Source organism: Streptomyces sp. NPDC058678, assembly GCF_042714835.1.
Lineage (GTDB): Bacteria > Actinomycetota > Actinomycetes > Streptomycetales > Streptomycetaceae > Streptomyces.
Window position 1 is genome coordinate 1 of record NZ_JBHXSG010000072.1, and the last position, 22,255, is coordinate 22,255.

13 protein-coding genes and 2 pseudogenes are annotated in these 22,255 nt (G+C 67.9%); 11 read left to right on the forward strand and 4 right to left on the reverse strand.

Features of this window, described 5'->3' with window-relative positions; translation table 11 throughout:
• Positions 1–999: pseudogene (locus ACFWWR_RS40480) on the reverse strand (VCBS repeat-containing protein); the annotation flags it as partial.
• A 512-nt stretch (positions 1,000–1,511) separates the two neighbouring features.
• Here ACFWWR_RS40480 and ACFWWR_RS40485 point away from each other — a divergent pair.
• From ACFWWR_RS40485 to ACFWWR_RS40505, 5 genes are all read left to right on the forward strand, one after another.
• Complete coding sequence (locus ACFWWR_RS40485) at positions 1,512–8,216, forward strand: polymorphic toxin-type HINT domain-containing protein (protein WP_384308872.1); 6,705 nt, start codon at positions 1,512–1,514, stop codon at positions 8,214–8,216.
• Positions 8,213–8,623 (forward strand): DUF6896 domain-containing protein, encoded by a 411-nt coding sequence (locus ACFWWR_RS40490; protein ID WP_383875112.1) that lies wholly within the window; start codon positions 8,213–8,215, stop codon positions 8,621–8,623. The genes ACFWWR_RS40485 and ACFWWR_RS40490 overlap by 4 nt, the downstream gene beginning before the upstream one ends.
• Before the next feature lie 148 nt (positions 8,624–8,771).
• Positions 8,772–9,098 carry a polymorphic toxin type 27 domain-containing protein gene (locus ACFWWR_RS40495; protein ID WP_383875114.1) on the forward strand — a complete coding sequence of 109 codons (327 nt, stop codon included), beginning with the start codon at positions 8,772–8,774 and terminating at the stop codon, positions 9,096–9,098.
• Positions 9,099–9,140: 42 nt separating this feature from the next.
• Positions 9,141–9,545, forward strand: a complete 405-nt coding sequence (locus ACFWWR_RS40500) for a hypothetical protein (RefSeq protein WP_383875116.1) — start codon at positions 9,141–9,143, stop codon at positions 9,543–9,545.
• 431 nt (positions 9,546–9,976) lie between these two features.
• Entirely contained in the window at positions 9,977–10,480 is a 504-nt protein-coding gene (locus tag ACFWWR_RS40505) for an SUKH-4 family immunity protein (RefSeq protein WP_383875118.1), read from the forward strand.
• 650 nt (positions 10,481–11,130) lie between these two features.
• Here the strand turns inward: ACFWWR_RS40505 and ACFWWR_RS40510 are convergent.
• The gene (locus ACFWWR_RS40510) at positions 11,131–11,730 is read right to left on the reverse strand and encodes a transposase (RefSeq protein ID WP_383875119.1); all 600 of its coding nucleotides are present in this window, start codon (positions 11,728–11,730) and stop codon (positions 11,131–11,133) included.
• A 213-nt stretch (positions 11,731–11,943) separates the two neighbouring features.
• On the opposite strand from ACFWWR_RS40510, the gene ACFWWR_RS40515 reads away from it, so the two are divergent.
• From ACFWWR_RS40515 to ACFWWR_RS40525, 3 genes are all read left to right on the forward strand, one after another.
• Entirely contained in the window at positions 11,944–12,333 is a 390-nt protein-coding gene (locus tag ACFWWR_RS40515; protein ID WP_383875120.1) for a hypothetical protein, read from the forward strand.
• Positions 12,334–12,853: 520 nt separating this feature from the next.
• A complete protein-coding gene (locus tag ACFWWR_RS40520) occupies positions 12,854–13,246 on the forward strand; it encodes a hypothetical protein (protein WP_383875122.1) in 393 nt (130 codons plus the stop codon).
• Positions 13,247–13,392: 146 nt separating this feature from the next.
• Complete coding sequence (locus ACFWWR_RS40525; protein ID WP_383875124.1) at positions 13,393–13,563, forward strand: hypothetical protein; 171 nt, start codon at positions 13,393–13,395, stop codon at positions 13,561–13,563.
• Positions 13,564–13,769: 206 nt separating this feature from the next.
• On the opposite strand, the pseudogene ACFWWR_RS40530 reads toward ACFWWR_RS40525, so the two are convergent.
• Both ACFWWR_RS40530 and ACFWWR_RS40535 read right to left on the reverse strand, forming a co-directional pair.
• A pseudogene (locus ACFWWR_RS40530) lies at positions 13,770–15,147 on the reverse strand (IS1380 family transposase).
• A gap of 265 nt (positions 15,148–15,412) precedes the next feature.
• Positions 15,413–17,971 carry a GH32 C-terminal domain-containing protein gene (locus tag ACFWWR_RS40535; protein WP_384308874.1) on the reverse strand — a complete coding sequence of 853 codons (2,559 nt, stop codon included), beginning with the start codon at positions 17,969–17,971 and terminating at the stop codon, positions 15,413–15,415.
• Positions 17,972–18,513: 542 nt separating this feature from the next.
• Here ACFWWR_RS40535 and ACFWWR_RS40540 point away from each other — a divergent pair.
• The 3 genes from ACFWWR_RS40540 (at position 18,514) to ACFWWR_RS40550 (ending at position 22,250) form a co-directional block, all read left to right on the forward strand.
• The gene (locus ACFWWR_RS40540) at positions 18,514–19,521 is read left to right on the forward strand and encodes a LacI family DNA-binding transcriptional regulator (RefSeq protein ID WP_383875128.1); all 1,008 of its coding nucleotides are present in this window, start codon (positions 18,514–18,516) and stop codon (positions 19,519–19,521) included.
• Positions 19,522–19,916: 395 nt separating this feature from the next.
• Positions 19,917–21,215, forward strand: a complete 1,299-nt coding sequence (locus tag ACFWWR_RS40545) for an extracellular solute-binding protein (RefSeq protein ID WP_384308877.1) — start codon at positions 19,917–19,919, stop codon at positions 21,213–21,215.
• A gap of 48 nt (positions 21,216–21,263) precedes the next feature.
• Entirely contained in the window at positions 21,264–22,250 is a 987-nt protein-coding gene (locus tag ACFWWR_RS40550) for a carbohydrate ABC transporter permease (protein WP_383875132.1), read from the forward strand.
• Positions 22,251–22,255: the final 5 nt, after the last annotated feature.

The following is a 22,255-nucleotide window of genomic DNA, read 5'->3' on the forward strand; positions in this document are numbered from 1 at the left end:
GTTCCAGTAACTGCTGGTCGGATGCGGCTTGTAGGCGATCGTCCAGGCCTCGCGGGTGCCGGTCATCCGCGGGTCGATGTAGACCGGGAACTCGGTGTCCGCAGCGTCCAACAGCTTCTGATCCGGCGTCAGCAAGATCTGGTCGTCGTTGACTTCGACGCCGACCTCACTGCTCTTGGTGCCGGGGGTGAGCGGGGAGGGCTCGGTGTCGGCGGCTGCGGCCTGAACGGTGGCGGCACTCGCCGTACGCAGCGACTTGGCGGTGCCGGACGAGGAGGCGGTCCGGGCCTCGGTTCCGGACGAGGCCGTCTGCGGCGCCGTCTCCTCCTCCACCGTGCCCGAGGAGTCCCACATCCGGGCCGTGGACGACGCGAACACCGTCTGCCCGGCCGCGTTGACCGCCCGGAGCGTGCCCGTCTCGGTGTCCTTGTGGACGTCCAGGCCCTTGGTGCGCAGACCGAAGCCGATCTCCGCCAGCTCCGGACGGTCGGCCGCCTCGGGCGTCTTCACGATCAGCGCCTGGCTGAAACCGTCCAGGCTCGCCCGGACCGCCAGGTCGACGCCGGGGAACACCTCGCGGTAGGTCGCGGTGGAGCCGTCGAGAACCGGCTCCGGCAGGGCTTTCGGCCAGGTCAGGGCCAGTTCGCCGCCCTGGTCGGCGAGGGTCACCAGACGGGTGTCGCCGCCGGCGGAGAACGTGATGCGACCGGGTGCCGCCTTGGGCGAGATCCGGCCGGTCACCTCGGTGAGCGTCGTGTCCACCGGGGTCCAGGTGCCCTCGCGCTTCACGCGGACGGGCAGGGTGTGCTGGGTCTGGCGCAGGTTCCCATTGGGTAAGGCGTGTGTCTCGCTGGTCTCGGTGCGGGCGGACGCCACCTCCACCGGCTCACCCGTTTCGGCGGCCCGCTCCAGCGCGCGTTCCTCGGCACTCGTGGCCGTCGGGGAGTCGGAGCCGGCCGGCGTGTCGGTCGCCAGGGACGTGAGCGGTGTCAGTCCCACTGACGTTCCGGCGAGCACCGCGACGAGCGCGGCCCGACTCCAGCGTCTGGCCCGGCGCTGTCTTCGTAATGTTTCTGGCATGGGCGAATCCCCCCGGAATCGTTGCCAGGCGAACCCCTCCACGGCGCCCGCCGCGCACCCGCCGACGCGGGCCGCAGCGCCGAACAGTACACGTTACAAGGGAAGTTCTTTACTGAAAGATGATCAGAGTGGGGATTGTCGCATTGCCTTCCCTTTGCTTGTCAGGCTGATCTTCACACCCTACTGTCTGACCGTTCACCACTCAATCACACAGAGTGAGTAAAGGGGGAGGTCCTTCAGTGGACCAATTAACGAGACAGTTGCGCTACTTAGCCCACTGGCACAGATCCGTGTCCCTCATCGTGGGACTCATCCTTTTCGTCGGACTCATACCCGACGATGCCAGTGCGGCCGACGGTGATTCCCGACTCGGGGACGTACAGCACGAAAAGTCTGTCCCAGGCAGGGATTTCGACAAAAAACGCCCACAGGTGCGCAATGACGCCGACGGCGCTTTTCGGCCGTCGGCCGGAAAAGCCGCAGCCGACACCTTCACGACTCTCGTCACCGACCGGAAGAACAAGCTGCCCAGGCGGGCGCCGCTGACCAGCGGCGGCGCCGTGGAGGGCTTCGGCGGCGACACCAGCCTGCGGAACCACATGGTGAGGGTCCGTCAGGCTTCGGCCCAGGCGTCGACCACCGGTACCGGCCCAGGCGTTCGCGCCCGGGGAGCGGCCCCGAAGCGCGCCGCAGCAGACCCCGGCACGGCCGTCCAGGTCCAGGTCAAGGACCAGGCCGTGGCCGAGCGGGCCGGCGTGCGAGGCGTGGTCTTCACCGCCGCGCCGGCCGAAGACGGTCAAGCAACCGCCGCTTCCGGCTCGGTCGAACTGGAGTTGGACTACAAGTCGATCAGGGACACGTATGGCGGTGACTGGGGCTCCCGGCTCCGGCTCTACCGCCTGCCGGCCTGTGCGCTGACCACGCCCGAGCTGGAGAAGTGCCGTACCCGCACCGCGCTGCCGGGCGCCAACGACCCGGCCGCGCAGAACGTCACCGGCACCGCCGACCTGGCGGCGGCGCCCACCGTGTTCGCCGCGGCGGCCGCGGCCGCCGGCCCCGGCGGGAGCCACGAAGCCACCTCACTGTCGCCCTCCGGCTCCTGGATGGCCGGTTCGTCCTCCGGCGGTTTCGCCTGGACCTATCCGATCGAGGCTCCCGAGGTCCCCGGCGGCCCGCAGCCCGAGGTCGAGCTGTCCTACTCCTCCCAGGCCGTGGACGGCCGTACCGCCTCCACCAGCGCGCAGTCCTCCTGGATCGCCGAGGGCTGGGACTACGAACCGGGCTTCATCGAGCGGCGCTACCGCTCCTGCTCGGACGACAAGGCGGCCATCAAGGACGACGCCGGCAAGGAGCTGAAGCCGAACAACACCGGCGACAGCGGAGACCTGTGCTGGGGCTCGGACCACGTGGTGATGTCGCTGGGCGGCAACACCACCGAACTCGTCAAGAAGGACGGCACCGACGAGTGGCGTCCCGCCGACGACGACGGCTCGCGCCTCCAGCGCAAGAGCGGCGCCGCCAACGGCTCGAAGGACGGCGAGTACTGGGTCCTGACCACCACCGACGGCACCCAGTACCACTTCGGCCTGAACAAGCTGCCCGGCGCCCCGGACGGCACGGTCACCAACTCGGCGCTGACGGTGCCGGTGTTCGGCAACCACCCGACCGAGCCGTGCCACGCCACCGCGTTCCTGGACTCCGACTGCAAGCAGGTCTACCGCTGGAACCTGGACTACGTCGTCGACCCGCTCGGCGACGCCATGACCCTGTGGTGGACCAAGTGGGCCAATTACTACGGCCAGAACATGAAGGCCGACCAGCAGGCGTCCTACGACCGCAACGCGCAGCTCTCGCGCATCGACTACGGCCTGCGTTCCGACAAGCTGTTCGGCGTCCTGCCGGCCGGCCGGGTCGCGTTCACGCTGGCCGAACGCTGCATTCCCAGCACCGCGTTCGACTGCGCGGAGTCCAAGCGGACCACCGCCAACGCCAAGTACTGGCCGGACACGCCGCTGGACCAGGAGTGCCTGTCCGGTGCCAAGTGCACCGACAAGTACTCCCCGACGTTCTGGACCACCAAGCGCCTGACGAAGATCAGCACGAGCGTGCTCTCCGGCAGTGCCCTGAAGCCGGTGGACTCCTGGACGCTGGACCAGTCCTACCCGGCCACCGGTGACGGCACCTCCCCGGCCCTGTGGCTGGAGTCCGTCGCCCGCACCGGGCACGGCGCCGGCGCCACCGCCGCCATGCCGAAGGTCACCTTCGCGGGACTCCAGCTCGACAACCGCGTCGACGGGGTCGAGGGCCTGCCGCCCTTCTCCCGCTACCGCGTCCACGCCATCGACACCGAGACCGGCGGCCGCATCGGCGTCAAGTACTCCGACCGTGACTGCCGGGCCCTGGAGCCGAAGCGGATGCCGGCGGCCCCCGAGTCCAACACCATGCGCTGCTACCCGCAGTACTGGACGCCCAAGGGCGCCCTCAACCAGGTGAAGGACTGGTTCCACAAGTACCTCGTCACCGAGGTCACCGAAGAGGACCTGGTCACCGACAGCCCCGCCAAGGTGACCTCCTACGAGTTCCTCGGCGGCGCCGGATGGGCGTACGACGACAGCGAGTTCACCGAGAACAAGCACCGCACCTGGTCGCAGTACCGCGGCTACGAGCGGGTCCGTACCCGTCTGGGCGGCGGAGACGACGTCAAGCAGCTCACCGAGCACCGCTACTTCCGCGGCCTGCACGGCGACAAGCAGCCCTCCGGCACCCTGACGTCGGCCGTCGTGACGAGCGACAACACCAGCTACGACGACCTTCCCCAGTACCAGGGGCAGTTGCTGGAGCAGATCAGCTACGAGTCCGACGGCGGACCCGTCGACTCGGCCACCGTCACCACCCCCTGGGCGGTGAAGACGGCGACTCGAACCCGCGCCGGGACCACGCCGCTGGAGGCGTGGATGACCCGTCCGGAGACCGCCCGCACCCGTGAGCGCGTCAAGGGCGACACCTGGCGGACCTCCACCGAGACCACCAAGTACGACAGCTACGGCATGCCGTACCAGGTGGAGGACAAGAGCCCCGGCGGCAAGGTCCGCTGTTCCACGGTCACTTACGCCCGCAACACCACGGCGTACCTGATCGAGCTGGAGTCCCGCGAGAGGACGACGCTCGGCGCCTGCGGCACGACCGGCGGCGAGGTCGTCGAGGACACCCGCACGCTGTACGACAACCTGGCCTTCGGCGCGGCCCCCACCAAGGGACTGCCCACCGAGATCCAGGAGATGAACGCCACCGGCGACGGCTACGTCACCATCGACCGCACCGAGTACGACATCCACGGCCGGGAGACCGCGACCTGGGACACGGACAACCGTAAGACGTCCGTCAAGTACGTGCCCCCGACGGTGGCTCGCCCCACCCAGCAGACCTCCACCGACCCCCTCGAACACACCGAGACCACGGTGTTCGACGACGTCCGTGGCCTGCCGCTGACCGAGGAGGACGCCAACGGCAAGAAGGCCACGATGGAGTACGACCCGCTGGGCCGTCTCCTGAAGGTCTGGGAGATCGACCACGATCCGGCGACCCAGACCCCCACGGCCACGTACGACTACACCGTCCGTCGCGACGGCCCGACGATCGTCACCTCGCGCACCCTGAAGGACAACGGCCAGTACGCCGTGTCCTACGAGATCCTCGACGGCCTGCTGCGCGAGCGGCAGACGCAGGACGAGGCGATCGGCGCGGGACGGATCGTCAACGACACCTTCTACGACAGCGCCGGGCGCCAGTGGAAGGAGAACGACGGCTACTACAACGTCGCCGAGCCCGAGGCGAAGCTGTTCCCGGTCGGGGACAACGACGTCCCGTCCCAGAACCGCATCACCTTCGACGGCATGGGCCAGCCCACCGCGGAGATCACGTACTACCGCGGCACGGAGAAGCTCCGCACGACGACCGAACGCGACGGTGACGTCTCCACGACGATCCCGCCCAAGGGCGACACTGTCACGGCCGTCTTCGAGGACGCCGAGGGCCGCGCCGAGCGGCTGCGCGAGTACACCGACACCGCCCGCACCAAGTGGCGGGACACGCTGTACGAGTACGACGACCTCGACAACCTGCGTAAGGTGACCGCCCCCGGCGGCGCCGTCACCACGTTCGAGTACGACAAGCGGGGCCGCCAGACGGCGATCACGGAGCCCGACGGCGGCCGTACCGAGATGCGGTACGACAACGCCGACAATGTGATCGCGACCGTCGACCCGCTCCAGCGGACCCTGGTCACCACCTACGACGCGGGCGGCCGTCCGACCACCCTGCGCGAGGGCAGCGACACCGGCCCCAAGCGCGTGGAGTGGACGTACGACACCCTCCTCAAGGGCATGCCCACGGCGCAGATCCGCCACGAGAACGGCCGTGAGTACCGGGAGGAGATCACTGCGTACGACAGCGCCTACCGGGTGAAGTCGACGAAGACGGTGATCCCCACCGAGGAGACGGGCCTGGCGGGCACGTACACGTACGACTACTCGTACACCCCGACCGGAAATCTCGCCTGGGTCGAGGTGCCGGGCCTGGGCGGCCTGGTGACCGAGAAGATCGTCTTCCGTTACAACTCCGACGACCTGCCGATCGCCATCGGCGGTGCGTCCACGTACCTCGCGGACGTCGAGTATTCGGCGTTCGGCGAGATCCTGCGCACGGACGCGGGTCCGGCCGGCAAGAAGGTGTACGGCAGTTACGTCTACGACGAGTTCACGCGTCGGCTCCAGACGTCCACCTTCGACCGCTCGGTCGCCCCGGGCCGCATCAGCGAGACGCGGTACGGGTACGACGAGGCCGGCAACGTCACCAAGATCACCGACGTGCCCGGCAGCGCGGCGCCCGGAGCGGGCGGGACGGACACGCAGTGCTTCGTCTACGACCAACTGCGTCAGATGTCCTCGGCCTGGACGGCGAAGACGGACGACTGCACGGCGGCCCCGTCCAAGGACACCGTCGGCGGTCCGGACGCCTACTGGAACTCGTACGCGTACGACACGGCGGGCAACCGCAAGACCCTCGTCGAGCACGACCCGACGGGCGACACCACCAAGGACGTCACCCGCTCGTACGTGTACGGCAAGGCGGGCGTCGGCGGCCCGAACGCGCTGGCCGAGATCAAGTCGGTCGGCCCGCAGGGCGAACGTCTGAACACCTTCGCCTACGACAAGGCCGGCAACACCACCGGGCGCCAGCACGGCGGCACCAACCAGGCCCTGGAATGGGACATGGAGGGCCAGCTGCGCAAGGTGACCCAGCCGGTCGAGGGCGGCGGCACGAAAACCACGTCGTACCTCTACGGCGCGGACGGCGAACGCCTGATCCGCACCGGCGCGGACGGCAGCCGCACGCTCTACCTCGGCGAGGCGGAGCTGACCGTCAACGCGGCCAACACCAGCGCGAAGGCGGAACGGTTCTATCCGCATCCCGACGGCTCGACGACGGTCCGTGCGACCGGCGGCGTCCGTCAGATCATGCTGGCCGACCATCACGGCACGTCCCACACGGTCGTGGACATGGTGGACCCGGCGATGGGCGTCACGCGGCGCAAGTCGATGCCGTTCGGTGAGGCGCGGGGGCAGCAGCCCACCACCTGGCCGGGACAGCGCGGCTTCGTCGGCGGCACGGTCGACCAGGACACGGGTCTGACCCGCCTCGGCGCCCGTGACTACGACCCGGTGACGGGACGGTTCATCACGGTCGACCCCATGGTCGACTACGGTCAGCCGGCCACGATGAACCCGTACGGCTACAGCAACAACGCGCCGGCCACCTTCTCCGACCCGTCGGGCGAGTTCTTCCCGATCCTGATCGGAATCGCGGCCCGCATCGCCATCCAGGCGGCGATCCGCGCGGCGGCCCGCCGTGCGGCGATCATCGCGGCGCGCAAGGCGGCCCAGGCGGCGGCCCGTCGGGCGGCTGCCCTGGCCCGCAAGCGGGCGCTCGAGGCCGCGAAGCGCGCGGCGGCGAAGGCCCGCCGTGAGGCGGCCCGCAAGGCGGCTGCCGCCAAGCGGGCGGCGGCCAAGCGGGCTGCGGCCCGTGCGGCGGCCAAGCGGGCGGCGGCCCGCAGGGCGGCGGCACAGGCGAGGGCCCGCGCGGCCCGAGCGGCGGCCAAGAAGGCGGCAGCCCGTAGGGCCGCGGCCCGCAAGGCGGCGGCCCGTCCGAAGCCGCGCTCCAAGCCGCGTTCCCAGCCGAAGCCGCGTCCGAAACCGTCGCAGGTGAAGCGGGCGGTGAAGAAGGTCGCGAAGGAGGTCCGGGAAGAGGCAAAGGAAACGGTCAAGGACGAGGCCGAGGGTGCGGCCTGCGAGGCCAACAGCTTCGCGCCCGGCACGAGAGTGTTGATGGCCGACGGCACCACGAAGGCGATCGAGAAGGTCAGAGCCGGCGACAAGGTCATGGCCACCGACCCGAAGACGGGGAAGACCTCCGTCCAGACGGCCGCGGCGACGATCATCGGCAAGGGCGCCAAGCGACTGGTGAAGGTGACGCTGTCGATCCACGACGGCTCCACCGCCGCGGCCAGAACCACCACGGTCACCGCCACCGCCGGACACCCCTTCTGGGTCCCGTCGCTGCGGGAGTGGATTGATGCCGACGAACTGAAGCCGGGCCAGTGGCTCCTGACAGCCTCGGGCACCTGGCTCCAGGTCGACGCGGTCCAGGCGTGGACGGCCACGAAGGCGACGGTGCACAACCTGACCGTCACGGACGTCCACACGTACTACGTGCTGGCGGGTGCCGAACCGGTCCTGGTGCACAACTGCTCCATCAGCCCTCACCAACTGGAGCGGACGGAGCAGCTCGGGGGCAAGGCCGACCGGGCGATCGTCGACACGATCGCCGACAGCATGTCCAGGGACGGCTGGGTCGGTGAGCCCATCGAAATCTTCGAGCACGTGAACAGGCGCTACGTCATCAATGGCCACCATCGGGTCTCGGCGGCCAAGAAGGCGGGGATCGACGTTCGCTATCGAGCCCTTACGCTTGACGAGGTCAAGGCCTACGGCTACAAATCCGCCGACGAAGTGGTCTGGGCGTCTGTCGAAGTGGGCGGGGACTTCCCCGAGGAGCGCAGAGGACGGAGGCGACGGTGAGCCAGTCGGGCGAAGCCGAGACCTGCGTGCGTTCCTTCCTGCGCGCGCACAAGCTCATCAGAACGGAGCTGGCGGGCACCTACCCCCAGTTCGACGGGCTGGAGAACGTCCTCAAGGCGGTCCGGGCGGGAGAGCTCGACCGAAGGGCCCGCTCGGACACCGGCTTCTCGTACGCGGTCCACGGCCGCGGATGCCGGATGGCCGGACCCGATGGGACCGAGGTCGACATGGACCTGCTCCTGGATGGGTCGGAGGCATTCGACGCCTGGCGCCTGGAGGTCTTCGCGCGAAGCGCCGACCTGGACCCAGTGCCGTCCAGAGAGGGCCTCGTACAGGCGTGCCGGGACATGGCGCGTCAGGGAATCCTCGACGAGCCGGAGTCGGGATGGTTCCGCATCATCGAATGACGGGCCATGCCTGAAGAGGAAGCTCCCGGCCGACACCTCGTCGGCCGGGAGCTTCCTCGTCTCCCGAAGACTTTCCTGAGCTGCGCGAACCATTGGGACGCGCAAGGGGTTCGATACGGTCCGTCCGGCGACGCGACTGCTGTTCGACATGGATTCCGCCGGGGTCCCGGAGTGGATGAACGGAGTGATGAACAGCGCGCGGGACTCCAATGTGACCCTCTCCATCACGCTCGACGGGATGCCGGGGGCCAACAACGACCCTCGCCACATCGCCAACGCGTTTCACACGGCCGTGCTCCGCGGCCGGAAGTTCGGAATCGGTCCCGGGCAGGAACTTCCCGGCCCGAACAACGGCACCGCGTGGGAGATGAGCGTGGTGGAACGGCAGGTCAGAATGGGCAATCGCTCATGGAGCTCGATCCAGTGGTATTCGGGAGGCAGACGGATCGAGGGGGTGGTGAACCCGTTCTCGTGACATCGGCTGCAGAGCAGGGCACGACAGGACAGGAGACAGGGCATGGAATTCAGCCAGCCGGACCGGCTTTTCAAGGTGTGGGACTACTCGGTCACGCATCGGACCCTGCGCCTGCGCAGCGACGCGCATCTCGACCTTGAGGCCGGGCCGCGTATCGAGGTGGCCGCCGGCCATGTCGACGTCATGTTCCTCCGCTCGACGATGAGGGGACTGACCATCCGTAGGGTCTCCTCCGCCGACGAGGTGGAGGCGGTGGCCGAGCGGTACGGCATCACCGAGGACCTGGACTACATGTTCCTGCTGGAGTCCGCCGACGGACCGGGCCTCATCGTGTCGGGGAACCCGTCCTGGGCCATGGCCGACTGTCCCGTCGACGCACCGTCCCTGTTCTCCAGGGCAGGTGAGGTCAACCGCTACCCCGGTGGCGTCATGGGGCAGATCGACTAGCACGACACCCGAAGAACGAAGCTTCGGGCCGACGGCCAGTCGGCCGGGAGCTTCGTCGTCTTATGAAGAGAGGCGTACGGGCAGGCCCTGTTGAGGGTGTTCAAACGGAGGTAGCGCTCATGACTCGGCAATTGCAGCGCTTCACCCCTGCGGAGGTTGGCCACGGGCTCTCGGGCGGGAGCGCAACTTCTTGCGGGACCAGTCGGAATGGCTGTGTCCGGCGTGCGGGGAGGTGGCGATTCGTTCCTATTTCAGAACCGCACGGCACGCGAGTGGTCCTCCAAGTTCTTCGACAGGCTCGATCGTCTGTGGGGAAGCGGCGCGCTTCCCCGGAAAGGTAGAAGAGACGGAATGAACGCGCTCAGGCGCGGTGGGACTGCTATCGGACAAGGGCGGCTTGTAGGTTTTCAGTGTCCTCCTGGAGGTACGGTGTGAGTGCAGTTCGATGGCTGCCCTTCGATCAAGTGGCTTTGCGGTCGCTGGGGTTGAGGAGTGCCGACGCGCAACTGCTGGCCGAACGCGGGTTGCCGGATGACTCGAATCGGATGTTCGTGCGTAATGCGCGCCGCGAACTGGACCTCCAGGAGTTCCCTGGGGTGGGGCCTGCGGTGTTCCTCGGTGATTTCGACGACGGAGTCAACAGTTACTGGCTCTCGGTGGCCGATGGGTCGGTATGGGGCAAGAAGGGGTATGAGGGTACGGAAGGTGATTTCACGAGGGTGAATTCATCGCTGTACGCCTTGCAGCGGATGCTGGAGATCTGGGAAGGATTCATCTTCTCTGGTGTTCATGAGGAGGATGACTCCTATGACGCTTTGGTGGAGCAGGTTGTCACCGAGGCCGGCGATGCAGACCCTGAGGTCTTCGTGGACGAGGATTCCTGGTGGTCTCGGGTGTTCGAGGAGATCGAGCTCGGGTCTCTCGCTCCGGAATGATGAACCGTCCGCCGTCGAGAGGCGGCGGCGGCCCAGAGCCTTGACGTGGGGTCCCTGGAGGACGAACCACGGGAGATCCCTTCACCTCAGTAACTGCCGCTTGCCATGAGAATCAAGAGCCGGCGGCCCGGTCAGGGGCGCCGCGCCCCAAGCGCGTGGCCATGATCCCGACCGGCGCTGCCCCGGCCTCTCCAGCAGACGCTGTTGGCGGCTCAGATGTTGAGCTCGGTGCGAGCTGAAGCTCGCACCGAGCTCTCCTGTATAGGCCAGTGCCGAGGTGCGAGGATGCGTAAGTGGTGACGGAAGCAGAGTGGGAGCGAATTCAAGGTGAGCTGCGCTTCGGTCAGGCCTTCACGGGCACTGTCGTCCGAGTGCCCAGGCCGGGGGCGATCGGTGTCTTCGTGGACATTGGCCTCAGTGTCGGAGGTTTCGTCGACGTCGTGCTGTTGCCTCGTCGGTGAAGCGAGGACTGGCCTGTCGAGGGGACAGTGACCGACTTCGAGGTCTGGTGGGTGCACAGCGATCAACAGCAAATACGGCTGAAGCCCTCTGACCCGCAGTACCTGTGCGAGGACTTCGCCGACCACGTTGCCCGCTTCAGGCCCAATTGGCCATCCGACGTCGGTAAATCAGTAAGGGGGCCGAGGTCATCAACTCCGTAGGCGCTGCTCAGTCTCGCTCTGTTGGAAAGCCGCAAAGTGTGAGACGCGCGTGCGGGCATGGGAGGTGCCGGAGAGCCAGGCATCGATGCGGGCGAGGTTGATCGCCGCCCCGGTGAGCTGGTGCTGGAGACTGGTCTTGGCAAGCCCGCGGTACCGGGATCTGCGCAGGCGGCAGCGCCCTACGCCTTGGGAAATGGTGTCTTCCACGCCGACGCGGAGTTGATAGCGCGCCTCCACTCCTGCTCGGCCCGGCGCCGGTGCAGAACTTCCTGGTTGTCCTGGTCCTGGAAAGTCGGCTTGCGGCGTGGTCCGCGCGTGCACGAATCCTTGACATGGCAACGTCGGCAGTCGGCCATGGAGAACTGGACTCGGATGTCGACTTTGCAGCACAAGGACCAACGCCAGTCGGCCCGGTGGCCAGGCAGGCTTGCCCCAGGCGGGGAACAGGTCCGCGAAGTCCTCGTCGCGAAACAGCACCCCTAACTCGTCACGGACCTGGATCGGGAGGCTGCCCTTCGGGAACGCCGCTCGGGCCACCCGAACCGTCTCCATCGGGATCTCCACTGCCCCATCCGGACACATCGACATCGACTCTCTCCCCCTACGACAACGTCGGTTCCCAAAACCACAACCAGGTCTTGGGAACCGACGTCACGCGACGCCCCGAATTAGCCAACAGCGTCTCCCAGCGCACGCCGGGCCCGCTCCTCGTCCGACGGAGCCCGCCTCCCGCCACCGCCCCGGCCCCGCATACCGTACGAGGGCGCAGGCGCCGTGCCGCGCGGAGGAGGAAGCCTGATCATGAGCGAGAAAGGGCGGGACCGCGCCCCCTGGGACGACGCGGGAGTGCTGGACGGGGCGGTCAGCGGGTCGCCGCGGTTCTCCGTGACCGGGGGAGGGACACGCCTGCGAGTGGAGTACCGGGTGGCGGGCGAGGGTGTCGCGGAGCTGAACTACGCCCCGACCGGCCAGGAGGGGGAGGAGGAGGTCGGTGTCGACGAGCCGCACCTGCCGTGGAGCAAGGAGGTCGTCATGCGCGGGCCGATCGTGATACCCGTGCTCGGCGTCACCCTCGACGAGGTCGGAGGACAAGCCGAACTCGTGGTGCTGGTGGATGGCCGCGAGTCCGCCCGGGTCACCGTCACCGGGCGCTCCGCCACCGGAATCTGCGTCGCCGACCCGCTGCCGTAGCGGCGGTCGGTCGACGGCGGCCGACCGTGAAGGTGACAGGCGAATGGCCCCGTTCCGCGCGCGGATGCACGTGGGGCGGGGCCGATACGCCTAGGGCGGGCGCCGGGTCAGGTCAGGTCAGCGATTTCACCCGCGGCCAGGTCGCGTCGTTCCGTATGGTCACGCCAGGGCCGGTCGGCGCCAGCGCCGCGATCGGCCTCGTGCCGCAGGCGCGCAGGGGTCAGGGCCGAGCCTGAGGCGGCCCAGCCCGTCGAGGGCGGCGGCACGAAGACCACGTCGTACCTGTACGGCGCGGACGGCGAACGCCTCATCCGCACCGGTGCGGACGGCAGTGGCACGCTCTACCTCGGTGAGGCGGAGCTGACCGTCAACGCGGCCAACACCAGCGCGAAGGCGGAGCGCTTCTACGCGCTGCCGGACGGTTCCACGATGGTCCGCGCGACCGGCGGACCCGGCTGGGCGCCCGTGACTACGACCCGACCACGGGACGGTTCATCCGAGACGGCTACGGAAGGGCGCCATGATCAGGCTGGCAGGAGACGACCGAGGCGGCTCCAAGACGTGCGACTGGGAAGTTGAGAATCCGACGCCGGAACGAATCGCTCAGTCGATCGCGGATCTTGATGGAACTCGATGGACTGAGGTTTCCGTGACAGAGGATGACCCTTTTCGGTATCTTTCGATTGCGGGTGGTCCGGATCTCTTCCTCGTTACGGGGGAATCTGTCGACGGAGAAATTCTCCAGTTGAAGAACCCTGAGTCTGTCTCGGATGAGGTCAGGCTCGTGTGCGGTGGCCAGATGGGTATTTTTGAACGATCCGATCTGGTTGACCGGGATCAAGCTGTCGAGGCTGTTTCGGAATTCCTGAAAGGTTTTCCTGATGGATTCAGCTCGGCCTGGTCTGTGGAATAGGAAAGGTTCGCCGGGGTGTGCGTCGAAGCACTTCCCGGCGATTTTCTTTTTCAGTCGCCGCCCGGAGTTGACGGCAACGTCATCCTGCGATTCGCAACGGCGAGCTGCGTCGGGGTGAGCGGCTGTCCTCCGCGCGCGAGCTGCAATTGCGCTTCGGGCTCGCGAGTTCGACAGTCCAGAACGCCAAGGTGCTTGACGAGTCCGTGGCGCGGCGCCGCGCGGACGAAGAAGCGGACGAAGAAGCGGTACGCCTCAGCGGCAAGACCGACGATGAGGTCCCCGACTTGCCGAAGGCCGACGGCGGCACTGATTCGTGACCAAGCCCCGGCGGCGGGGGCTTCCAGATGTCTAGCCTCGATCTTGCATGAGGGTCCGTCAGCTTCCTGGCGGACCCTTTCAGCTTGTTCGGGGCGGAGATTGCTGCGGGTGGGCAGATTGGCTACCCGGCTGTCGCGTCGGGTGGGCGCCGGTTCCACGGTTCCGGGTGTGGTGGGTGCTCGTCGGAACAGGTCGTTGTCGCTGGTCAGCCGGGGTTCGGCAGGGCTCGCAGTCGTTCGAACGCGTTGGTGATCACATCGGTCCAGGGCCAGTGGCAGGCCAGGCGGAGGATGCGGCGGCGGCCGGTCGTCACGAGCTGAGCGGCGGCGGAGAACAGTCGTAGCCGCAGACGTTTGGGCTCCCAGCGCCGGGCCTGGCAGGTCAGGGCGAGCATGGGCATCCAGGCCAGCAGGTCGAGTGCGATCTGAACGATCTCCAGCCAGATCCGGTTCTGCGCGGTCTGGTGGAGAGGGAGGTTGCGCAGGCCTGTGTCGCGGGCGGCACGGATGCGGTCCTCTGCCCTGGCACGCTGTCGGTGCCGCAGCTCCAGCTCCGTGATCGGACGGTCGGCGGTGTTGGTGGCAAAGCAGGTGATCCGCATCCCGTCCGCGTCAGTGATCCGCAACTGGGCGCCGGGGTGGGGCCGTTCCTTGCGGACGATCAGCCGCATCCCCTTAGGCCAGTCTTTGAGGCAGTCTCCGGCGAGTTCGGCAACCCATGCGCCGTCGCGGATCTCGCCGTCCGGCTCGACCGCGGGGGTCCAGGCCGAGACCGGCACCTTCAGCACGGCCTGATGCATGGCGTCGGTGGATGACCATGCCGACCGAGTAGGACAGCCACCGTCCTCGTGCAGTGAGCCAGTTCGGGAACTCGTGGGAGCCGCCGCCGGAGTCGGTACGGATCAGCGTCCGGCGCCCGCGCCGGTAGGCCTTCGGCAGCTGAGCCAAGGCCAGGCGGGCAGCTTCGATGTGGTCGGCGGCGGTGTTGCTGCCCGCATTGCCCGGCCGCAGCAAGCCGGCGACCGGTTCCCCGGAGCCCTCGCGGCCGTGGTCCACGAACGCGGACAGCGGGAGGTGGCCGAAGGTCTTCTTCCAGGTCGCGGTGGCGTCCTGCTTGTCGGAGTGCGCCAGGACCAGCACCCCGTCGATGTCCACGACCATCTCGCCTGCCTTGTCCGGGGCGTTGTGCCCGGCCAACCGCCAGACCTCCTGTCGGACTTCGGCCCGAGCGCCCCGGATGGCTGCAAGCGCCCGGGGCCCGGCACCGGCGAGGGTGTCGATCAGGCGGGAGACGGTCGGATCGGACGCCACGGGCCCGAACGCGGTGGGCTCAGCCCGCAGCATCGCCACGTCCGCCAGGCAGCCGCCGCTCAGCGCGACTGCCAGCGCAACATCCAGCAGGATCTTGCCCGGATCGTGCACCGCCCTGGGCTTGCGCCACGGGGCTAGTGCCGCTGATATCGCCGTATCCAGTCCGATCTGGCGGGCCGTCTCCACCAGCAGCACCCCGCCGGCCTGCGAGACCACACCGCGGCCATCGCCCGCGACGCGGACTCGCGGGTACGACCCGATACGCATACTCACTTGGGAAGTGCCCCCGACGGGCGCGGGAACAAGGGCCTGGATAATCCTCATTCTCACTGGTCAGAGCCGCTTTCTGCCTACTTGATCACCCATCGGGACGGCCGGCGCTTGAAAATCGCGAGGCTACTAGTGGCGCAGGGAGCCCCGCCCCATGGAGGTAGCTGTCACGCCGCTTCCTTGGCGCCTGCCTCGCCGGGAACCGAGCGGCTGAGAGCCGCCCGCCGGAAGTCGCTCTCGGTGGCCTGGCGCACTGACCTGCGGCTCGTCACCGCCAGATGGACCTCAGCTGCCACGCCTGCATGTGGTTGAGGGTGGCGGTGCCGCCTTCGGCGAAGACCTCGACGCCGGTGCTGGAGGGGTCGGGGAAGATCTGGTCGGTGATCACCGCTTCGCCGCTGCCGCCGAAGACCTCGACGGACGACCAGTCAACGAGGATCCGCAGCTTGACCTTGCCGTTCTTGGGCTTCAGGGGTGCGGTCTGGACGCCGGGAAAGGTGCTGTTGAAGTCCCCGGCGCCGGAGCGGGTGCGGTCGACGTACAGCTCCTGGGTCGTGGTGTCGTAGCCGATGACGGTCTCCTCGCCGCCTGCGCCGGTGCGCACCTTGAGGCCGAAGCGTTCGGCGTCTTTCAGGGAGAAGGTCGCCTCGATGTCGAGTGCCTTGCCGTTGGCCGCGCGGCTGATCAGCGGCTTGGAGGTGCTCTTGACGGTGACGCCTGACGCCGTCGCCGGGTGCTGCTGCCGGAGGGACTCCAGGCTGCCCACCGGCTTGCTGGTCAGCCGGGTCTGGCCGTTGATCGTGCGCAGGGCCATTTCCCGGGGAACGCTCTGCGCGCTGCGCCAGGGGGAGGTGGGGATGGATTGGCCGTAGTCCCAGTTGTTCATCCAGCCGATCATGTAGCGCTTGCCGCCCGGTGCGTGCTCCCAGGACACCGCCGCGTAGTAGTCCTTGCCGTAGTCGGTCCAGTCGGCGCGCTGCACGACGGACTTGGCGGGCTTGTCAGCGGTGGTGAACTGGTCGGCCATGACGTGGCCCCAGCCGGCGGAGTTCATGTCGACGACCTGGATCTGCGCCTTCTTGCCGACGTACGGGCGCATGTCGAAGGACGCCCAGTCCAGGCTCTCGCTGTCGGCGCCGGTGGCGCTGCGGACGACCTCGCCGTCGACGAGCAGGTTGACGGACGTCTCCTGGGAGACGCGCGGGGCCACGGCGTCGGACAACATGATGTGGTCGACGTTGAGGTGGCCCCAGCCGCCGCTGTTGTTGTCGACGATCTTGATCTGCGCCTTCTTGCCGGCGAGGTCGCCGACGTCCCACGAGGCCCAGTTGAGTGCCTCGCCGTCCTTTCCGGTGGCGCTGCGGACGACCTGGCCGTCCACGAGTAGCTCGACGGCGGTGGGGTTGTCGGAGTCGACCGGGTGGTTGCCGCCGCCGATGAGGAAGTTGATGTGCTTCTTGTCGATGGTGAACTCGGGCGATGTGAGTGTGCCGGTGGTCGAGTCGCCGTTCAGGAAGGTGTTGACCAGCCCGTCTCCCAGGAATCCGGAGACCTGCCCCTGGTCGGCGAGGGTGCCGGGGGCCGGCGCGGTACCGAAGGCGTCTCCGGTCTTCGTCCAGTCGCCGTAGGTGCCGCCTTCGAAGTCGGCGAGGACCGTGCCCTCGGGCGGAGTTCTGTCCATGACGGTTCCGGCCTCGTGCGGATGCCGCCCGCCACCGACCTTGAAGTTCAGGTAGGGGCTGTCCACGGTGAATTCGGGTGAGGTGAGGGTGCCGGTGGCGCCGTCACCGCCGTGGAAGCTGTTGGCGAGGCCCTTGCCGTCGAAGCCGGTGACCGCCCCCTGCCAGTCCACCGCACCGGTTGCCGGTCCCTGACCGAACGCGGTGCCGGTGGTCGTCCAGGAACCGAAATTGGTGCCCTCGAAGTCCTGCACCACCGTGCCGGTGGGCGGGGTGTAGGTGCCCTTGTCGTCGGCGGTGAACTTCTTGCCGTCGAAGTCACCGATGAAGTACTGCGAGCCCGAACCGCCCGCGATACCACCGGGATTGATGTTGACGACCAGGACCCACTTGATGTTGTTCTTGTCTCCGTCGACCGCGAGGGGGAACAGGTCGGGGCACTCCCACACGCCGCCCGTCGCACCGGCCGGCCCGAACTCGCTCTGCAGCTTCCAGTCCTTGAGGTTCTTGGACGAGTAGAACTGCACTTTGTGCTCGGCGGACAGAGACACCGTCATCAGCCAGCTCTTGGTCGGCTCGTACCACTGGACCTTGGGGTCGCGGAAGTTGTTGGAGCCGATGTCGATGACGGGATTGCCCTGGTACTTGGTCCAGGTGCGGCCGCGGTCGGTGCTGTAGGCGAGCGACTGGGCCTGCTTGCCGCCGTTCTTGTAGGCGCTGGTGTAGATCGCCACCATGGGCGGGTTCTTCCTGGTGCCGAACCCGGTGGTGTTGTCCCGGTCGACGACCGCACTGCCGGAGAACACCATCTCCTCGTCGTCGTGCGACAGGGCGAGCGGCAGCTCCTTCCAGTGCACGAGGTCCTTGCTCACCGCGTGCCCCCAGGACATGTCGCCCCAGGAGTTGTCGTTCGGGTTGTACTGGTAGAAGAGGTGGTACTCGCCCTTGTAGTAGACGAGGCCGTTGGGGTCGTTCATCCAGTTCTTCTGCGGAGTGAAGTGGAACTGGGGTCGGTAGGTCTCGGTGTACGGCGGGGTGTCGGCAGCTACGGCCTGGGGGGCGAGCGGGGCTGCGGACAGGGCGCAGACGGTCGCCACCGCCGCCATCATCCGTATGCGGGCATGCCGGGATACGCGTGCAGAGCTCATGGTGTCTCCTAGTCCCGCGGCTCGTCGGCGCAGCACTGACTGCGGCCCCGGCGCGGACGGACCGAAAAGTGACATCCCAGCGGCGTCGACGTCCACGCAGCCGACTGGGGTGTCAGCGACGACGAATGTCATCGATGACAGCGAGTGCCCGATTATGAAGGGCAATCCGGCCAGTGCGTCAACGGTGCGGGCGCGATTGCTCCGGGACGGGTCTGTGGTCCGTCGGGCATCGTCGGCGGCCGGCAGCCGCGCCAATGAGCTCGGCCATGGCGGGTTGGAGTCGGCAACCGCGCAGGTCAGAGCGGTGGCTTGGGTGGCAACCGGCAGGCTTCCGCGGCATCGTGCGAGACCGAGATCGGCTGCGTCAACGAGTTGTTTCCGGGGTGTTGACCGGTGGGGCCTCTCGGTGCTTCACTTCCGGAACCGGTACCGAAACCGGTTCCGGGACTGCTTCCGGTACCGGTTGCACGGGTCTCTGTACGATCGGCCCTTCGGTGCGGGAGGGAAGTCTTCCGCCTCTGCAGGAAGGGAGGGGAGGTGACATGGGAGTCACTATCGCCGACGTGGCCTCGCGGGCCGGCGTCAGCAAGACGACGGTCTCGCGGGTGCTGAACGGCAAAGGCGAGATCCACGAGAACACCGTCGTGAAGGTCCGCGAGGCCATCTCGGAGCTCGGCTATGTGCCGAGCGCCGGGGCAGTGGGGCTCGCACGCGGCACGACACAGATGATCGGCATGCTGGTCCCTGACTTGGCCTGGGCCTGGGCCGGCATAGTGCAGGCGGTCGTCGAGACGCTGGAGGCCGAGGGCTTCGGGCTGCGGATGCTGACCTGGAACCGCGGTGAGGAGTCACTGCGCAGGCTGGGCCTGCAGGTTGCTGCCAAGTCGTTCGACGGTCTGCTGGTGATAGAGCCCGAGGGGGCCCTGGGATCCATCACGGAACTGCACGAGGCCGGACTGCCGGTGGTGCTGATAGACGACCGCTTCCAGCGGCCGGGATTCCCCTATGTGGCCACCACCAACCGGGAGGGCGGTGAGCAGGCGGCGCGCCACCTGCTGGACCTCGGTCGCCGTCGCCCTCTGGTGGTGACCGGTCCTGATGAGTACGGCTGCACCCGGGAACGGTTGGGCGGCTTCGTCGACGTCTATGCGCAGGCCGGGATCGAGCTCGACCCGCGCAGCATCATCTGCGGCGACTTCTTGTTCGACAGCAGCCGGAGCGCGGTGGCGCAAGCTCTCGCGGACGGCGTGGAGTTCGACGCGGTCTTCGGGCACAACGACCCCTCGGCGGCAGGTGTGCTCGCGGCCTTGCACGAGGCCGGCCTCAAGATTCCGCGGGATGTCGCCGTGGTGGGCTTCGATGACGTCGAGCTGGCGTCGTACACCTATCCGGCACTGACCACCGTCCGCCAGCCGATGCGGGAGATGGGTGAGGCAGCGGCGCGTCTGCTGCTCGACCACGTGCGCAGATCGCCCGAGGCCGCCCCCTCGCGCATCATTCCCACCAGCCTCGTGATCCGCGGTTCGACGTTAGAGCCGAGCTCGAACTGACGCGACGTCATCGCGGTGCGTACGTGATGGCGCCTCGCAGCCGGGCGGTGCGTCGCCGGTGACGCACCGCCCCCCGTCTCCTTGAGACCTCGGCGACCCACTTCGGCCTCGCCTTCCTCGCAACCATGGCGGCTGCACACGCGTTCATGCGGCGCCGCCCACATGCACCCTTCCGCTCGCGCGTTCCCGATCCGGGACACCGAACGGCGCGCCTGGCCCACCCCGCCCGGCCCCTACCCACTCCGCGTCGGATGCTCCAGCCGCGCCCTGCGGCTGACCGCCGATGCCGCTGTCACCGCAGACGGTCCCCACCCGTGCGCCGGCCCATCCGGGCGTCCGCCCGCTCTCACCCTTAGCCCCCGCGCCTGTATCGCCCAACGGCAAGGAGCCGCATCATGCGTATCACCACCCGTCACGCTGTCAGAACCGTCCAGATCCTGTGCGTCACCGTCACGGCAGCCCTGGTGGCCACCGGCTGCGGCCGGAGCGAGGGCTCCGGCCCCGGCAACGATGCGCCCGCCAAGATCGGCGCGGGCAAGGCCAAGGGGACGGTGGTCATGTGGTCCATGGGCGACCCCGACGAAGACCTGAAGGAACTGGCCAAGAAGTTCGAGCAGGAGAACCCGGACGCAGACGTCAAGATCACCGCGGTCCCGTGGGACGGTGCCCACGACAAGCTGACCACCGCGATAGCCGGCGGCAACACACCGGACATGTCCATGGTGGGCAGCACCTGGATGGCCGAGATGGCAGCCTTGAACGGCTTCCAGGCCACCCCGGCGTCGATCAAGTCCTCGGACTTCTACCCCGGCCAGTGGGACACCACCAAGTACAAGAACACCTCCTACGGCGTCCCGTTCATCGCCGACACCCAAGCGGTCTACTACCGGACCGACATCACCAAAAAGGCCGGTATCAAGGGAGCCCTGGCCGGCGACTGGGACGGATACCTGAAGGACCTCAAGGCCATCCAGGCCACCGCCGGCAAGGACAACCCCAAGCTGCGGCACGCCAGCGGGCTGGTGATGGGCTTCAACTCCTGGATCTTCTGGCTGCCGATGGTCTGGCAGCAGGGCAGTGACATCTACGACGCCAAGACCGGAAATTTCACCTTCGACACGCCCGAGGTCGCCAAGGCGCTGGAGAACTACGCAAGCGTTCCGAAGCAGGGCCTCGCGCCGACCGACAGGGCGGACAACGTGCAGAGCTTCCAGGACGGGCTGACCGCCGTCTACCAGGAGGGCGCGTGGGCCGGCGGCACCTTCCACAAGGACTCCCCGCAGCTGGACGGCAAGTGGAAGACCATGCCGATGCCGTACTCCAAGCAGCCCGCCGGGTTCGCCGGCGGCAGCGACCTGGCGGTGTTCAAGGAGGCCAAGAACCCCGACGCGGCATGGAAGTTCGCCCAGTTCCTGACCGAGCCCGCCAACCTCGCGACCTATTCCAAGGCCACCGGCAGCCTGCCTCCTTCGCCCCAGGCGTGGACAGAGGGGAAGCTGACCGAGGACGAGAACTTGAAGGCGTTCGCCGAGCAGCTCGAGGTCAGCAAGGCGCCGCCCGCCATCACGACCTGGCAGCAGATCGCCGACACCATCGACTCCGAACTGGAGAAGCTGACCCTCGGCAAGGCCACCGTCGCCGAGGTGCAGAAGACGCTGCAGTCCAAGGCCACCAGCATCGGCACCGGCCGCTGAGCGCCGCCGCGTGAGTACCCCTCGTATGGACAACCCTCGCACGGACGGATGACATCCATGTCCACGAAAACGCTCCCCGAGCGGGGCGGCACCCACGAGCAGGGCACCGCAGGGTCGGAACGGAGTGCCGATCGCCGGCACTCCGGGCTCCGGAGCACGGCGCGCGGCAGGCAGGCCCGGGCCGCCTGGGTCCTCGCCGGCCCGTTCCTCGCGCTGTTCTTGGCCTTCATGCTGCTGCCGGTGGTGTGGTCGCTGCTGATGAGCCTGACCGACACCAAGAGCGCGGACCTGCGCACACCGCTGAACGTGTCGTTCGTCGGCCTCGACAACTACGTACGCCTCTTTGAGGACCCGCAGTTTTTCACGGCCCTGCGCAACACGGCCGTGTTCGTCCTGGTGGCCCTGCCCCTGACCCTGGCCGCCGGGCTCGCGGCGGCGGTTGCCCTCGACCGGGGCATCCGCCGCTTCCGGGCCGTCTTCCGGGTCGGCTTCTACCTGCCGGTGATCACCAGCATCGTGGCCGTCGCCGTGGTGTGGAAGACGCTCCTGGAACCTCGCGCGGGACTGGCGAACCTCGTCCTTGGCTGGTTCGGGATCGACGGTCCGGCCTGGCTGGCGGACACCCGCTTCGCCCTGCCCGTCATGATCGTGATGGCGATATGGCGCAACCTCGGCACGGTCATGATCATCATGCTGGCGGGTCTGCAGTCCGTACCCCAGTCCCTGATGGAAGCGGCCGAACTCGACGGCGCCGGGCCCTGGCAGCGGTTCTGGCGGGTCACCTTCCCGCTCCTGCGGCCGGCCCTGCTGCTGACCGCCGTGACCACCGGCATCGGCTATCTGCAGTTCTTCGACGAGCCGTTCGTGATGACTGACGGCGGACCGCTGGACTCCACCCTGTCGGCGACGTTGTACGCCTACAAACAGTTCGGCAACGGCAACTACGAGATGGCGTCGGCCGCCGGCTACGTCATCTTCGTCCTCATCGTCGCGCTGACCGTGCTGCAGTTCCGCGTGCTGCGAGACAAGGACTGATCCCT